16 protein-coding genes are annotated in these 15,222 nt (G+C 71.2%); 6 read left to right on the top strand and 10 right to left on the bottom strand.

Annotation, left to right across the window (positions count from 1 at the left end):
* Window positions 1-187, top strand: a 187-nt coding sequence (locus DW299_RS11010) for a helix-turn-helix domain-containing protein (RefSeq protein ID WP_136036599.1), incomplete at its 5' end; no start/stop codon positions are given.
* A 102-nt stretch (window positions 188-289) separates the two neighbouring features.
* Here the strand turns inward: DW299_RS11010 and DW299_RS11005 are convergent.
* Together DW299_RS11005 and DW299_RS11000 are read right to left on the bottom strand one after the other, a co-directional pair.
* Window positions 290-733 (bottom strand): riboflavin kinase, encoded by a 444-nt coding sequence (locus tag DW299_RS11005; RefSeq protein WP_136036598.1) that lies wholly within the window; start codon window positions 731-733, stop codon window positions 290-292.
* Window positions 730-1,239 (bottom strand): flavin reductase family protein, encoded by a 510-nt coding sequence (locus DW299_RS11000; protein ID WP_136036597.1) that lies wholly within the window; start codon window positions 1,237-1,239, stop codon window positions 730-732. Before DW299_RS11000 ends, DW299_RS11005 begins: the two co-directional genes overlap by 4 nt.
* A 101-nt stretch (window positions 1,240-1,340) precedes the next feature.
* Between DW299_RS11000 and DW299_RS10995 the strand changes: the two genes are divergently transcribed.
* On the top strand, window positions 1,341-2,042 hold the full coding sequence (locus DW299_RS10995; protein ID WP_240745379.1) for a PadR family transcriptional regulator: 702 nt from the start codon (window positions 1,341-1,343) through the stop codon (window positions 2,040-2,042).
* Between the two features lie 32 nt (window positions 2,043-2,074).
* Here the strand turns inward: DW299_RS10995 and DW299_RS10990 are convergent, their stop codons facing one another.
* The 7 genes from DW299_RS10990 to DW299_RS10960 form a co-directional block, all read right to left on the bottom strand.
* On the bottom strand, window positions 2,075-2,959 hold the full coding sequence (locus DW299_RS10990; protein ID WP_136036596.1) for a ribokinase: 885 nt from the start codon (window positions 2,957-2,959) through the stop codon (window positions 2,075-2,077).
* Entirely contained in the window at window positions 2,952-4,328 is a 1,377-nt protein-coding gene (locus DW299_RS10985) for an NtaA/DmoA family FMN-dependent monooxygenase (RefSeq protein WP_136036595.1), read from the bottom strand. Before DW299_RS10985 ends, DW299_RS10990 begins: the two co-directional genes overlap by 8 nt.
* A gap of 102 nt (window positions 4,329-4,430) precedes the next feature.
* Window positions 4,431-5,279: an ABC transporter permease gene (locus DW299_RS10980; RefSeq protein ID WP_136029600.1), complete on the bottom strand. Its 849-nt coding sequence runs from the start codon at window positions 5,277-5,279 to the stop codon at window positions 4,431-4,433.
* Window positions 5,272-6,069 (bottom strand): ABC transporter ATP-binding protein, encoded by a 798-nt coding sequence (locus DW299_RS10975; RefSeq protein WP_136029602.1) that lies wholly within the window; start codon window positions 6,067-6,069, stop codon window positions 5,272-5,274. Before DW299_RS10975 ends, DW299_RS10980 begins: the two co-directional genes overlap by 8 nt.
* On the bottom strand, window positions 6,069-7,172 hold the full coding sequence (locus DW299_RS10970) for an ABC transporter substrate-binding protein (protein ID WP_206252883.1): 1,104 nt from the start codon (window positions 7,170-7,172) through the stop codon (window positions 6,069-6,071). The genes DW299_RS10975 and DW299_RS10970 overlap by 1 nt, the downstream gene beginning before the upstream one ends.
* A gap of 202 nt (window positions 7,173-7,374) precedes the next feature.
* Entirely contained in the window at window positions 7,375-8,502 is a 1,128-nt protein-coding gene (locus DW299_RS10965) for a DUF6226 family protein (RefSeq protein ID WP_136036593.1), read from the bottom strand.
* Window positions 8,503-8,524: 22 nt separating this feature from the next.
* Window positions 8,525-9,976, bottom strand: coding sequence for a helix-turn-helix transcriptional regulator (locus tag DW299_RS10960; protein WP_136036592.1), 1,452 nt, complete (start codon window positions 9,974-9,976; stop codon window positions 8,525-8,527).
* 132 nt (window positions 9,977-10,108) lie between these two features.
* Here DW299_RS10960 and aceA point away from each other — a divergent pair, with 132 nt between their 5' ends.
* The 3 genes from aceA to DW299_RS10945 all read left to right on the top strand — a co-directional run bounded on the left by aceA (window position 10,109) and on the right by DW299_RS10945 (window position 13,644).
* Window positions 10,109-11,434: an isocitrate lyase gene (gene aceA / locus DW299_RS10955; protein WP_136036591.1), complete on the top strand. Its 1,326-nt coding sequence runs from the start codon at window positions 10,109-10,111 to the stop codon at window positions 11,432-11,434.
* Window positions 11,435-11,461: 27 nt separating this feature from the next.
* Window positions 11,462-13,117 carry a malate synthase A gene (aceB, locus tag DW299_RS10950; RefSeq protein ID WP_136036590.1) on the top strand — a complete coding sequence of 552 codons (1,656 nt, stop codon included), beginning with the start codon at window positions 11,462-11,464 and terminating at the stop codon, window positions 13,115-13,117.
* 92 nt (window positions 13,118-13,209) lie between these two features.
* A complete protein-coding gene (locus tag DW299_RS10945; protein WP_136029614.1) occupies window positions 13,210-13,644 on the top strand; it encodes a hypothetical protein in 435 nt (144 codons plus the stop codon).
* Between the two features lie 67 nt (window positions 13,645-13,711).
* On the opposite strand, the gene DW299_RS10940 is transcribed toward DW299_RS10945, so the two are convergent.
* Window positions 13,712-14,707, bottom strand: a complete 996-nt coding sequence (locus DW299_RS10940) for an aldo/keto reductase (RefSeq protein ID WP_136029616.1) — start codon at window positions 14,705-14,707, stop codon at window positions 13,712-13,714.
* Between the two features lie 68 nt (window positions 14,708-14,775).
* Here DW299_RS10940 and DW299_RS10935 point away from each other — a divergent pair.
* Window positions 14,776-15,222, top strand: a 447-nt coding sequence (locus DW299_RS10935) for a GntR family transcriptional regulator (protein ID WP_136036589.1), incomplete at its 3' end; no start/stop codon positions are given.

Here is a 15,222-nt window from a genome sequence, read left to right as displayed (position 1 = left end):
CGAGCACACGCTGCGGGTCTGGCTGGAGCACGACGCACGCGCGGAGCCGGCCGCCGCGGCGCTGGGCATCCACCGGCACACCCTGCGCTCGCGGGTCGCGCAGGCCGGGGCGATGCTGGGCGTGGATCTGGCGTCGTTCCCCGCCCGCGCCGAGCTCTGGGCGCTGCTGCAGACCGCGCGCGACTGATCCGCGCCCCGCCCCTGCACCGGCTCGGGCCCGCGCCACCTCATCCCCCGCGGCCCCATCCCCTCGCCGAGTGCGCGGCTTGCTGCCGACCACCCCGCCTGTTCACGCGGAGAAACCGTGCCCTCGGCGCGAGGCCGGGCGTCCGGTGCGCGCCCGCGGCACCGTCGCGAGGAGGGCCCCGGCGCGCTCGATGTCGGCGGCGGTCTGGGCTACGAGGGCCGCGACGGTGTCGAAGCAGAGCGTCGGGCGCAGCAGCGAGAGCAGCTCGACCCGGAGGCGGTGCCCGTACAGGTCGAGGTCCGTGTCGTGCAGGTGCACCTCCACCCGGCGCTCCCGGCTGCCGTGGAAGGTCGGGTTGGCACCCACGCTCACGGTCGCGGGCATCCCCTCCTGCTCGTCGTCGAGCCAGGCCAGCGCGGCGTAGATGCCGTCGGCGGGGAGACCGGGGCCGTCGAGGGCGAGGTTGGCGGTCGGGAACCCGAGGTCGCGTCCTCGACCGTCGCCGGTGACGACCACTCCGGCGATCTCGCGGACGGGTGCGCTCACACGTCTGCGGCGGGAGAGATCGCGCGGTAGCGGCTCTGGTGGAACACGAGCGGCTCGACGTCGTCGAAGAGCGTCACGTCCTGGATCTCGTACAGAGCGATCTCGTGATCGCCACCGTCGAACGTGCTGTGCAGACGGCAGGTGAGCCAGAGCGCGGCGTCGGCCACCAGCACGGCCCCGCCGTCGGTGCGGTGCCAGGCGTGACCCCCGAACCGGTCCCCCTCCCGCGCGGACAGGGAGCGGCTGAGCGGTTCGTGGTGTGCCGCGAGGACGCTCATCCCCAGTTCCGGGACGGCACGCAGCACCGGCCAGGTCTTCGAGGTGCGGGCGGCGCTGACCGCGACGAGAGCGGGCTCCAGGGAGATCGAGGTGAAGGAGTTGACCGCCATCCCGACGGCGCGGTCGTCCACGACGGCCGCGAGGGCGACCACCCCCGTGGGATAGACCGAGAAGGCACGACGGAGCGCACGGTCGCGCGGCAGGGCATCGGTCACGGCAGTGGTCATCACGAGTCCTTTCGGTAGTCAACTTTGACTAAGGCGACTATAGACAAATTTGACCACTCAAACAACCGGGAACGCGCATCCCAGCCGTTAGCATGAACGACATGTCGACCACCCGTCTCGTCGTCCTCGGCGCCGTGAAGCAGTTCCAGCCGGTACACGGCTACTTCCTCCGGCGAGAACTGATGACCTGGCACGTCGACGAGTGGGCGCACATCCAGCCCGGCTCGATCTACAACGCCCTCCGGGCCCTGGAGGTCGACGGGTACATCACGGAGAGCGGCACCGAGGCCGAGGGCAAGCGCCCCGCCCGCACCACGTACCGCATCACCCCATCGGGCGAGGTCGAGCTGCAGCGGATGCTGCGCGAGAACCTCTGGAACGTGGCGGCCTTCGACACCCAGGCGATCATGACCGTCGCCTCGTTCATGTTCGTGCTGAGCCGCCAGGAGGTCATCGCGGGCCTGGAGCACCGCCTCATCAAGAGCGACGCGATCATCACGCAGAACGGCTTCGACGTGCAGGACACCCTGCGCTCCGAGACCACGCCGAAGTACGTGCGAGAGATCTTCGACCTCTCCACCGCCCGGCTCACCGCCGAGAAGCAGTGGCTTCTCGACCTGCTGGAACGGCTGCGGGCCGGCGAGTACGCCTTCGCCGGCGAGACGGCCGAGGACACGACGCCAGAGCGGGAGGCGGCGGCCGCCACGACGAAGAGCTCCGCAACGACGGCGAAGAAGAGCACCGCAACGACCGCGAAGAAGAGCACCGCGAAGACGGCGACGAAGAGCACCGCGAAGGACTGACCGCACCCCGCGCCGTCCCCTCCGGACCGGCCTCAGCGCGTCGCCGTCAGCTCCGCCAGCGCCTCGGGCGTGAGCGCCGGAGTGGTCGCTCCCCGGTGCAGCGCCACGATCGCCCCCGCGGCGCACGCGAGGACGAGGGCGTCCTCCACCGGCACCCGGCGGGCGAGCGCACCGGCGAGCGCGCCGCAGAACGCGTCGCCCGCGCCCGTCGTGTCGACCGGATCGATACGGAACGCCTCGACGTGCACAACCGGGCGACCGGTGCGGTGCAGGTCCACTCCCGCGGCGCCGCGCGTGAGCACCACGGTCGCGGCCCCGGCGCGGTGCAGGAGGTCGATGCCGCCGAGCTCCGCGCACTCCGTCTCGTTCACCACGAGCACGTCCACGCACTCCAGCAGCCCGAGGGTCGCGGCGTGGGCTGGGGCGGCGTTCAGCACGGTCGTGGCGCCGGCGTCGCGCGCCGCCCGCAGTGCCGCCGACACCGCGGGCACCGGCACCTCGAGCTGCGCCAGCACGACGGCGGCCCCGGAGACCCCGGCGACCGCATCCTCCGGCGACAGCTCGGCGTTCGCGCCGGCCGCGACGATGATGCTGTTGTCGCCGCCCTCCAACGCCAGCACGTGCGCGACCCCGGTCGGGGCGGTATCCGAGCGGCGCAGGGCCGAGGTCACCCCGGCGTCGACGAGCGTGCGCTCCAGCAGTGCGGCGCCCTCGTCCGTCCCGACCACACCGCAGAACCGCGTCGGCGCGCCGCTGCGGGCCGCGGCGACCGCCTGGTTCAGGCCCTTGCCGCCCGCGAAACGGCCGCCGGCGCGGCCCAGCAGTGTCTCGCCGATGCGCGGGGGGCGCGACACCTCGACCACCAGATCGAGGTTCGCGCTCCCCACGACAGCGACGCCGGACAGCTCGTCAGACACGCGCCATCGACCGGCGGTACGTCGAACCCACGTGCGACTCGGCCAGCGCGGGCGTCGGGGTTCCCATCAGCCGCTCGCGCAGCGACTGCGGCTCGTCGGACGGCTCGGCGATCGCGCCGCGCTCCTTCAGGATCGGCAGCACATGCTCGATGAAGTCCTTCGTGGACGCCGGCGGGATGACCGGGGCGAACAGGAAGCCGTCGAGGTCGGCGCCGTCGGCGAGCGCGATCATCCGGTCGGCCACCTGCTCCGGGGTGCCGACGAGCGGGCGGGCGCCGACGCCGTGCGCGTGCCAGTCGCCCAGCACGTCGCCCACGGTCTTGTCGGCGAAGCGCGCGACCTGGGTCTGCGACAGCTCCGTGCTCAGCTCCGACATGGGCGTGCTCGGGTCGTACGACGACAGGTCGAGGCCGGTGAACCAGGCGTAGGAGGCGACCGTGACCTCGGGGTTCTGGGCGTCGGCGACCTCGGCGTACGTGCGACGAGCCTCCTCCTCGGTGCTGCCGACGACGGCGGCGAACGCGGACATGATCTTGACCTCGTGCGCGGCGCGGCCGTTCTTCACGGCCTCTTCGCGGATCGCGGTCGCGTGGCCGCGGAGCTGCTCGACCGAGCCGCTGCCGACGAAGATCGCCTCGCCGTGCTTGCCGCCGAACTCGCGGCCGGCCGGAGACGCGCCCGCCTGGAACAGCACCGGGGTGCCCTGCGGCGAGCGCTGCGTGTTGCCGTAGCCGTGCGAGCGGAAGTACGGGCCGTCGTGCGCGATGCGGTGCACCTTGGCCGGGTCGGCGAAGCGGCCGGACTTGTCGCGCTCGAGCGCCCCCTCCTCCCACGCCTGCTCCCACAGCTTGTACACGACCTGCATGAAGTCGTCGGCCATCAGGTAGCGCTCGTCGTGCCCGACCATCGGCACCCCGAAGCCCTGCACGGCGGTGTCGGCGGTGCCGGTCGTGACGACGTTCCAGCCGATGCGCCCGCCGGACAGGATGTCGAGGCTGGCCATGCGCCGCGCGAACGCGTAGGGCGGCTCCAGCAGCGTCGACCCGGTGGCGACGAGTCCGAGGCGCGTGGTCTGCGGAATGAGAGCCGCGAGGAGCACGGCGGGGTCGAGTCGCGGCAGGTCGAGGCCTTCGATCGAGCAGATGTCGGGACGCTCGCCCGCGACGTCGGCCCACCCCCACGCGTCGGCGAGGAACAGGAAGTCGAAGCCCGCGTCCTCCGCCATGCGCGCGGTGTCGCGCCAGTAGTCGAGTCGGTCGAAGAGGTAGCGCCCGTTGTCCGGGTGGCGCCAGGTCGCAGTGCCGGAGTCGTTCGCCTGCGCGTTCTCGAAGAGGCCGAGGCGCAGCTGCTTCACGGGGTGATCGGTCATGGCGGGTGCCTTCCTTGTGGGTGGGTGGTGTCGTCGTGGGGCGTCCGGGCACGCCGGGGGAACCCCGGGGCGGGGGCGCACCCCCGGGGCGGGTGGGCCGGGTCAGCCCTTGGCGGTGACCTCGCCGTCGCTCCACCACAGGACGCGCTTGCGCACGACCGCGAGGAGCACGATCAGGAGCACGCCGAGCAGGCAGAGCAGCGCGATGCTGGCCCAGGTGACGGGGAGGTTCGCCTGTGCGGCGGAGGTGGTGACGAGCGAGCCGAGGCCGGCCTGCTGCCCGGCGGCGACGAACTCCGCGACCGCGGCTCCGACCACGGCCAGCGGCAGGGCGATCCGCAGCCCGGCGAAGACGTAGGGCATGCTGCCCGGGAATCGCAGTTCGCGGAAGATCTCCCACCGCGAGGCGTGCAGGGTCTTGAACACGTCGAGCGCCTTCTGGTCGACGTCGCGGAGTCCGGCGAGCGAGTTGACCAGCATCGGGAAGAACACCACCAGCCCGGTCACGATGAACTTCGGCACCATGCCGAAGCCGAACGCGACGACCAGCGCGGGGGCGATCGCGACGATCGGCGTGACCATCACGATGATCACGAGCGGCATGACGGCCCGTTCGATGATCTGGAACTCGGCCATCACCACCGCCAGCAGGAACCCGGCGAGGATGCCGGCCGAGGCGCCGACCACCACTTCGAGCAGCGTCACCAGGAAGTTCGACCAGTACATGCCCGCGTCGTCGACGAGGCTTCCTCCGATCGCCTCCAGCGTGGGCAGCACATAGGGGTTGGTCCATGCGACGATCTGCCACAGCAGCGCCGCGATCACGAAGGTGATGAGGGTGGGCAGCCACGATCCCCAGCGCAGCCACGACGGGACGCCGCGGCGGGGGGTCTCGCGCAGGCGCGCGGTGGCGAGGGTGGCGGTGGTGTCTCTCATGGTCAGCTCAGACATGGGCCTTCTCCGTCTGCGCGCGCAGCGCACCGCGCACGACTGCTTCCAGGTCGCGGAACTCGTCGGTGGCGTACGCCTCCTCGGTGCGGGGCCGCGGCAGGTTCACGTCGATCACCTCGGCGATGCGCCCGGGGTGGGCTGCCATCACCACGATCCGGTCCGAGAGCATGATGGCCTCGGGCACGGAGTGCGTGACGAACATGACGGCCTTGCGGTTGGACTGCCAGAAGTCCAGCAGGGCGATGCGCTGCAGGTCGCGGTTCATCTCGTCGAGGGCCGAGAACGGTTCGTCCATCAGCATGATCGCCGGGTCGAACACGAAGGCCCTGGCGATCGCGGCGCGCTGCTGCATGCCGCCGGACAGCTGCCCGGGGTACTTCTTCAGGGCATGCCCGAGGCCGAAGGTCGACAGCAGCTCCGCGGGGTCGCGGAGGGCGCGGTCGCCGTTCGCCCCGCGGTTGATCCGCACGGGGAGCTCGACGTTCTCGCGCACGGTCTTCCACGGAAGCAGGGCGGGCGACTGCGGCACGAGGCCGATCTTCTTGTCGCGGGATGCCGCGGTGACGCTCTCGCCGTCGATGGTCACGGTGCCCGAGTCGGCGTCGAGGAGCCCGGCGACGACCTTGAGCAGCGTCGACTTGCCGCAGCCGCTCGGGCCGATCACCGACACGAACTCGCCCATGCCGATCGTGAGGCTCACGTCGTCGAGCACGGTGACCCTGGCTCCGTCGACCCCGAACGACTTCGAGACGTTGCGCACCTCGACGCCGGCGCCTGTGGCCGCGGTCATCACTTCGCCGTCCAGATGAGCTCGTCGCCGTCGTAGAGGTCGGCCACCAGGTCGGGGTCCATCATGTCGGCGATCGCGGGCAGGTTCTTCACGTCGCCGTACTCCTGCACGATCTCGTACTCGGGCTCCCACATGGCCTCGGTCTGCACGCCAGGGTTGCCGCCCGCGCTCTCGCGCACCCAGGCCGACTCGACCTCCCACGTGCGGGCGAGCTGGTCGCGCGGGAACGCGGCGCCCTGGCCGTTCTCCTCCGCGAGCTCGGCGAGCATGTCGATGCACTCGTCGGACTCGTCGAGGCAGAACTGCAGCGCCTTGAGGCTCGCGCGCAGGAAGTCGGCGGCGACCTCGCGGTGCTCGGCGAGGAAACGCGAGTTCACCTCCATCACGTTGTAGGTGCCCTCGACGCCGAGGTCGGACGGCAGGAACTCGCTGAACGGGAGGTCCTGCGCCTTGAGGGTCTGCGGCTGGTTGGAGGCGTAGCCGACGATCGCGTCGACCTGCTCGCGCACGACCACGGTGGGGTCGTAGTTGGTCATCTTCACCATCTCGACCTTCGACACGTCGACGCCGGCCTCGTCGAGCATGGCCGAGGCGATGGGCGTGAGGTTGATGAAGTAGCCGAGCGAGCCGCCCTCGAGGTCGGTGAGGTCCTCGAGCTTCTCGTTGCCGAAGATCGAGAACGGCGGGGTCGTGCCGTAGGTCGCGACGGCCGTGAGGTTCTTGCTGTTGGCGGCGGCGAGCATCACGTCGGACGCGGAGCCGAGGGCGGTGAACTGCGCTTGACCGGAGGCGACGAGCTGCTGTCCGTTCGCGCCGGAGGCGTTGATCTCGACATCGAGGCAGAGGTCGTCGAAGTAGCCGAGCTCCTTCGCGAGGAACACGTCGAGCTGCCCGGCGCTAGCGGAGTAGCCGTAGCCGGAGATGTAGGTGATGGTGCCGGCGTCCTGGTTGCGCTGGCAGGCGTCGGATCCGTCTGCGCTCGTGGGGGCGGTATCGCCGCCCGGCGTCTGCGCGGAGCATGCTCCGAGCGTCAGCGTGGCGGCGAGAACGCACGTCAGGGTGGCAGTGGTGCGGAATCGGGTTTCCGCAGAGGAAGTAGCCATGAGGGTCCCTTCTCGGCCGTTCGTCATTGATGGCTCGATGAAAGTAACATAGTCAATCTTGACTAAGCAAGATCAAACTAGGTTCATCCGGCACGATCGGGCGACGGGCGCACGACTCTCCCGACCGTCGGGTCGTGCACGCGGAACACCGTCGTGCATGCGGGGCACGACGGGGCGGAGGTGGGGCCGGGGTCGGGCGGGGTCAGGCGGGGATGGAGCGGAGCGGCCAGGCGGGCCACCAGCCGTCGTCGAGCCCGCGCAGCAGGGCGGCCGCGCGCTCTCGCGCCTCGGCGGGCATCTCCGGTGCAGGACCGGAGCTGCTCTCCCGCCGCTCGCCGTCCGGCGACCGGATCTCCGTGTACAGCCACGCACGGCGACCCACGGGGTACTTCTCCCGGAAGCCCCCGGCGGCGACCGACAGCACGATCCGCTCCAGCTCGTCCGCCGCGGTCTCGGCGGTCTCGTCGCAGGCATCGCAGATGCACGAGGGCACGATCGCGTGGAAGTGGGCACCCGCATCGATGCGGACGGAGGGAACGCCCGGCGTGATCGTGATCTGCGCACCGCGCGCCGGTTCGAGCACGACGTGCTCGGTCCCTCCCTCCCCCCTCTCTCGCCGCACCTCGACCTCGTACTCGCGACGGAGGTGCTCGATGAGCGCGTCGACCACGAGGGACAGCGGTGCGAAGCGCTCCGGGTGGGATTCCCGGGAGTACGACTCCTCCGGCGCGATGCCGTCGGGCCAGCGGTGCCCGTAGGGGATCCCCTCGCCGCGGTCGTCGTGGAAGGTCAGGATCGGGAGAGCAGGCCGGACATACGCGCGCGCCGGGACGACGACGACCGCGGGAGCCGAATCCTCCGCGGACAGCGCCCTCATCTCCTCGTCATCGATGTCGTCCTGCTCCCACGGAGCGAGCATCTGCAGGAACGCATCCCGCTGGCCGGGCTGCTGCACCATCCCCTGCACGAGACCCGCGACCGGGATCGAGAGGGTGTTGGTCCCGATCTCCGGCTCACTCGTCATCCGCCATGTCGCGGCCGGGTGCACGACCGCGATGACGTTCCCCACGAACCGCGCCGCCCCCGCGGCCAGCGTCTCGCTCTCGAGGACCTCAGGATGACCGGCGACGAAGTCCCACGTCGCCCCGAGATCGACGGCGAGCAGCGCGGGGTCGACCTCGTGGCCCCGCGCGAATTCGGCGAAAGGCTCGAAGCCGTCGACGAACCGGACCGGCCCCGGAGCATCCGCCTGCGGGGGCATCCACACGACCGCGGCGGCACCCGCCTCGGGCATCGGGCCGAGGGGACCGGGGAACACCGCACTGCTCATCGACCGAGCGTACCGAGCGGGGTCACCGCGGCGCGTGGGCCTCCAGGAACTCGTACACGTCGGTGGTGTCCACGCCGGGGAAGGCGCCGGTGGGCAGGGTCGCCAGCAGCGTGCGCGGGGTCTTCACGTTGGGCCACGACTGTTCGCGCCACCGCTCCTCCAGCTCCGCGGGGGCACGGCGGCAGCACACCTCGACCGAGTGCTTCGAGACGCCGCGGTGCGGGGTGTCGCGGCCCACGAACCACTTCGTGTCGTCGAACCGCACCCCCACGCTCACGGAGTGCAGCCCCTCGCTCGACGCCTCGACCCGGGCCGTGCACCAATAGGTCCCGTTGCCCGTGTCCGTGTACTGGTAGTACGGGTTGAAGCGGTCGTCCTCGTCGAACACGACCCGCGAGGTCCACCGTCGACAGCACATCTGTCCCTCGATCGCGCCCAGCCGATCGGTCGGGAAGTTCACGTCGTCGTTCTCGTACGCCTTGGTGATGGTGCCCGACTCGTGCACCTTGAGGAAGTGCACCGGGATGTCGAGGTGCCGTGTCGCGAGGTTGGTGAAGCGGTGCGCGGCCGTCTCGTACGACACGGAGTAGGCGTCGCGGAGGTCCTCGATCGAGATCGCACGCCGCTGCTTCGCGTCCTTGAGCGTCGGCACGACGTGGGCCTCCGGGATGAGGAGGGCGCCCGTGAGGTAGTTCGTCTCGACGCGCTGCCGCAGGAACTCGGCGTAGCTGCGCGGCTCGGCGTGCCCGAGGATCCGGCTCGAGAGCGCCTGCAGCACCGCCGTCCGCGCATCACCCTTGGCCGGGACGCTGCTCGACAGGTAGAGCCGTCCGTGGGCGAGATCGGCGACGCTGCGGGTGGTCTGCGGCAGGTCGGGGGCGTAGTGCAGCGTGAAGCCGAGGTAGGCGGCGATCTCCGAGGCCGTCCGCTGCGTGAGGGGTCCGCCCGGGTGCCCGACCGCGGCGAGGATCTCCGACGCCTTGGCCTCGAGGTCGGCGAAGTGGTTGTCCTGCCTCCGCATCAGGTGCCGCAGCTCCACGTTCGCCCGCCGCGCCTCCTCCGGCGTGGCCGCCCGCTCGTCCCGCAGCCGGTCGATCTCGCCGTGGAGCGCGAGCACCGCCTTCAGCGCATCGGTCGGCACGGTCTTCGCGATGCGGAACGGATCGATGCCGAGCGCCCGGAACGTCTGGCCCTTCATCGCCCGCTCCAGCGCGACCTCCAGGCTGCTGCGCTCGTCGAGCGGCTCGCCCTCCAGCAGCGCGTCGATCGTGACCCCGAGCGCTCGCGCGATCGCCTGGAGCTGCGTGAGCTTGGGCTCGCGCTTGCCGGTCTCGATCATCGACAGCTGACTGGGAGCGCGGTCCACCGCCGTCGCGAGCTCTTCGAGGGTCATCCCCTGAGCGGTGCGCAGCTGACGGATCCGTCGCCCGATCGTGAGGGCGTCGGTGTCGTCTGCGGCCTCGGTGCTGGTCATGGCGGGGATTCTGTCACGAAAACAGAAAGAAGGGCAAACTTCTCCTTCGATCCGGCCGAGAAGAGCGCCGAAGTTCACACAGAGTGGGACCACGCCACCGGCACCGACGCCGGTTCCATCCGAGGAGACACCATGACGAACACCGCATCGAACCCCACCCCGCGCCCCGCCGGCCTGCGCGCCGGCGACCAGGTTCAGACGGCGGCGGAGCTCCAGGAGATCTGGGACACCGACCCCCGCTGGGACGGCGTCGAGCGCACCTACTCCGCCGACGACGTCATTCGCATCCGAGGCTCCGTCCGCGAGGACGCCACCCTCGCGCACCGCGGTGCCGAGAACCTGTGGAACCTCCTGCACACCGAGGACTACGTCCGGGCGCTCGGCGCCTACACCGGCGGGCAAGCCGTGCAGCAGGTGCGGGCCGGGCTCAAGGCCATCTACCTCTCCGGGTGGCAGGTCGCCGCCGACGGCAACCTCGCCGGGCAGACCTACCCCGACCAGTCGCTCTACCCCGCGAACTCGGTGCCCGCCGTGGTCCGCCGCATCAACAACGCGCTGCTCCGGCAGGACCAGCTCGAGCACGCCGAGGGCGAGATCACGCAGGACTGGCTCGCCCCGATCGTCGCCGACGCGGAGGCCGGATTCGGTGGGCCTCTCAACGCCTACGAGCTCGCGCAGTCGCTCATCCAGGCCGGCGCCGCCGCGATCCACTGGGAGGACCAGCTCGCGAGCGAGAAGAAGTGCGGTCACCTGGGCGGCAAGGTGCTCGTCCCCACGCAGCAGCACATCCGCACGCTGAACGCCGCGCGACTGGCGGCCGACGTCGCCGGGGTGCCGACCGTGATCATCGCCCGCACCGACGCCCTGGCCGCCGACCTGCTCACGAGCGACGTCGACGATCGCGACCGGGAGTTCACCACCGGCGAGCGCACGACCGAGGGGTTCTACCGCATCCGTCCCGGCATCGAATCGGTCATCAGCCGTGGGCTCGCCTTCGCGCCCTACGCCGACCTGCTGTGGGTCGAGACCGGTGAGCCCGACATCGAGCTCGCCCGGGAGTTCGCCGCGGCGATCCACGCCGAGTTCCCCGGCAAGCTCCTGGCCTACAACTGCTCCCCGAGCTTCAACTGGAAGCGCCACCTGTCGGACGCCGAGATCGCGACGTTCCAGCAGGAGCTGGCCGACCTGGGCTACAAGTTCCAGTTCATCACGCTGGCGGGCTTCCACGCCCTGAACCACTCCATGTTCGACCTCGCCCGCGGCTACGCCGAGCGCGCCATGAGCGCCTACGTCGAGCTGCAGGAGGCCGAGTTCGCCGCCGAGGCCGACGGCTACACCGCCACCAAGCATCAGCGCGAGGCGGGCACCGGCTACTTCGACGTGATCTCCACCGCGCTCAACCCCGACAGCGCGACCCTGGCCCTCGCCGGCTCCACCGAGGCCGCCCAGTTCCACTGATCCCCACCTCTGCAAAGGATCCGCATCATGACCACTCCCACCGCTCCCCCGACCACCGCCCCGATCCCGACGACCCGGCAGGGACCTGCGATCGAGGTCACCGGACCGATCCGCGACCGCTACGACGAGATCCTCACCCCCGCGGCGATCGCCTTCCTCACCGAGCTGCACCACCGCTTCGCCTCTCGCCGCCACGACCGCCTGGCCGACCGCCTGCGCCGCCGCTTCGAGATCGGCAACGGCCACGACCCGCGCTTCCGTGACGACACCGCGCACATCCGCGCCGACGCCGACTGGCGCGTCGCGGGTGCCGGCCCCGGGCTGGAGGACCGCCGCGTCGAGATCACCGGGCCCACCGACCCGAAGATGACCATCAACGCCCTCAACTCGGGCGCCCGCGTCTGGCTCGCCGACCAGGAGGACGCCACGAGCCCCACCTGGAAGAACGTGATCGAGGGGCAGCTGTCGCTGCGCGACGCCATCCGCGGCGAGCTGTCCTTCACCTCCCCCGAGGGCAAGGAGTACCGCGTCTCCGCCGAGCGCACGCCCACGATCGTGATGCGCCCGCGCGGCTGGCACCTGCCCGAGAAGCACATCGGGTTCATCGACCGCGCCGGCCGCCGCACCTCGGCCTCCGGCTCGCTGGTCGACTTCGGCCTCTACTTCCTGCACAACGCGCAGGCGCTGATCGACGGCGGCCGCGGGCCGTACTTCTACCTCGCCAAGCTCGAGTCCAGCGAGGAGGCGAAGCTGTGGGACGACGTGTTCTCCTTCAGTGAGGAGTACGTCGGGATCCCGCACGGCACCATCCGCGCGACCGTGCTGATCGAGACGCTGCCCGCCGCGTTCGAGATGGACGAGATCCTGTACGAGCTGCGCGACCACTGCGCGGGCCTCAACGCCGGTCGCTGGGACTACATCTTCTCGATCATCAAGAACTACCGCGGGCGCGGAGCCCGGTTCGTGCTGCCGGACCGCAGCGAGGTGACGATGACGGTCCCGTTCATGCGGGCGTACACCGAGCTGCTGGTGCAGACGTGCCACAAGCGCGGGGCCTTCGCGATCGGCGGCATGAGCGCGTTCATCCCCAACCGCCGCGATCCCGAGGTCACGGCGCGCGCGGTGGAGAAGGTGTCGGCCGACAAGAAGCGCGAGGCCGGTGACGGCTTCGACGGCACCTGGGTCGCCCACCCCGACCTCATCCCCACGGCGCAGGCCGAGTTCGACGCGGTGCTCGGCGACCGTCCGAACCAGGTCGACCGGCAGCGCCCCGAGGTGCACGTCACCCCCGAGGACCTGCTCGACCTGCACATCGGGCGGCCGATCACCGCACAGGGCGTGCGCGACAACGTGTCGGTCGCGATCCGCTACCTGGAGGCGTGGCTGCGCGGGCTCGGAGCGGTGGCGATCGACAACCTCATGGAAGACGCGGCGACCGCCGAGATCAGCCGGTCGCAGGTGTGGCAGTGGATCCACCAGGACCGCACGACGCAGGACGGCACCCCGATCACGGTCGAGTACGTGGAGGGGCTGATCGCGGAGGTGCTGGACGGGGTGGACCGCCGCGACGGGGACCGCTTCGACGACGCGGCCGAGATCTTCCGCGAGGTCGCCCTGCAGGAGGAGTTCCCCGCGTTCCTCACCCTCGGCGCGTACAGCCGCTTCCTGATCGACGAGGACTGAGCGCGGGACACGGGTGCCGCGGGTCGAGAGGCCCGCGGCACCGGTGCGTCCGGTGCGGCCCCGGTCGTCCGGTGCGGGCGTAGCCTGGACCCATGAGCGACGTGTGGACCGGCATCGCCGAGGAGTTCCTGCACCTGTATCCGCGCGGCCGCCGGCTGTTCGCGGTCGCGGGAGCCGATGCCGAGCGGTCGCGCCTCGCCGCCGATGCGCTCGCCACCGCGCTCACCGCCGCGGACCAGACGGTGGAGCGCGTGCACCTCACCGCGGTGGACGAGACGGCGCTGCGTGCCCTCATCATCACACCGTTCCGCACCGGCAGCGCGGACGGCACCATCCTGCTCGTCTCCGGTCCCGCCGCGGTGGTGTCGCCCACGGCGCGTGGCCTGTGGAACTCCGTGCTCTGGCAGCTCGCCGGGGAGGAGCCGCCGCACACGGCCGCGAACGCCCTCGTCGACCTCACGGATCCCGCGCACCCCGCCCGCCGCTTCGCGGACTACTGCGCGGTGCCGTCGTCCTTCGAGACCTGAATCTCCGGGTCACGCGCACGAGGGCCCGACACCGCACGGTGTCGGGCCCTCGGCCGTGCGGCGGGGATCAGTCCTCTCCGGGTTCCGCGTCGAGACGGGCGCGCACCTCCGCGTCGAGCACGAGGTCGGCGGCACCGAGAGCCTCGTCGAGCTGCGCGACGCTGGAGACGCCGACCACGGGGATGACGGGCACCTCGGCGCCGAGCAGCCACGCGAGGGCGACCTGGTTCGCGGTCGCTCCGAGCTCCGCGGCGACCTCGTGCAGCAGCGCGCGGCGGACGTGACTGGAGGGGTGGTCGACACCGCCCCACAGCGGCTTGTCCACCCGGGCGATGGCGCCCTGGTGCAGCGGTGAGTACACGGTGATCGCGAGCGGGGGTCGCTCGTCCGTGCCGGTCGAGGCCGCATAGCTCAGCAGCTCGGGCGTCACGAAGTTGTTCCGCCCGAGCCGGGGCGCCGGATACAGATAGCTGTACTGCTGCTGCACGACGCCGTACGGCGCGACGCCCTGGCGCTGGGCCTCCTCCCGTGCCTCCACCACGCGCCAGGTGGGCACGTTGGAGATGCCCGCGATGCCGACGAGCCCCGCGCGCTGCAGTTCCCCGAACGCACCGACGGTCTCGGCGAGCGGCACCTCGGTGTCGTCCACGTGACCGTAGAGCACGTCGATGCGGTCGATGCCGAGCTGGCGCGCGCTCTCGGGGCCCTGCCGCCGGATGACCTCGGCCGACAGCCCCTCGAAGTTCGTCGGAGGGGTGTTGGACAGCGGCTTCGCCGGATCCTTCTGGGCGGCGCCGATCTTGGTCGCGATGCGGACGCCGTCGCGGTTGCCTCGGTCGTGCAGCCAGCGGCCGAGGAGCTGCTCGCTCTCGCGCCCGTGACCTCCCGCCCAGAGGCTGTAGTTGTTCGCGGTGTCGATGAACGTGCCACCGGCCTCGACGAAGCGGTCGAGGATGGCGCGCGAGGTCTCTTCGTCGGTGCGGGTGCCGAAGTTCATGGCACCGAGGCAGAGCGTGGAGACGTCGAAAGACGTGCGGCCGTCGGAGAGGGTGCGGTACTGCATGGGGGTTCCTTTCTCGGGGACGGCTCCACGCTAGAGAGCTATCGGTCCGGCGCTACACTCCAATCACGATGCAGAACACCAGACCGATTCTCGCGTGGGAGACCCTGATCGATCTCGGCTCCGACGTCGAGGGCGGCCTGCTGCGCGATCGCGTGGAGTCGGCCCTGCGCCGCGCGATCGATGACGGACGCCTCACCCCCGGCGCCGCGCTGCCGCCGAGCCGGACCCTCGCCGAGACGCTCGGGGTCTCGCGCTGGGTCGTGACCGAGGCCTACGGGCAGCTCGTCGCCGAGGGAGTGCTGGAGGCACGGACCGGTTCGGCGACGCGCGTCGCGGAGAGCCTCGGAGCCCCTCCTCCCCCGCAACCCGCGGGTGCACCGCGACCCGGCCACCCGGGCCGCACGGGTACCACCGGTGCGCGCGAACTCGCGCCCGCGGCCGACACCGCGACCGAGCCCCGCGCCGCAACACGGGCACCGTCGCGCTACGACCTGCGGCCCGGCATCCCCGACCTG

The sequence above is a fragment of the Microbacterium sp. K35 genome, assembly GCF_004794375.1.
In the GTDB taxonomy this organism is placed as follows: domain Bacteria; phylum Actinomycetota; class Actinomycetes; order Actinomycetales; family Microbacteriaceae; genus Microbacterium; species Microbacterium sufflavum.
Note: the sequence above shows the minus strand (reverse complement) of the source record. Positions and strands in the feature narration are given on the sequence as shown.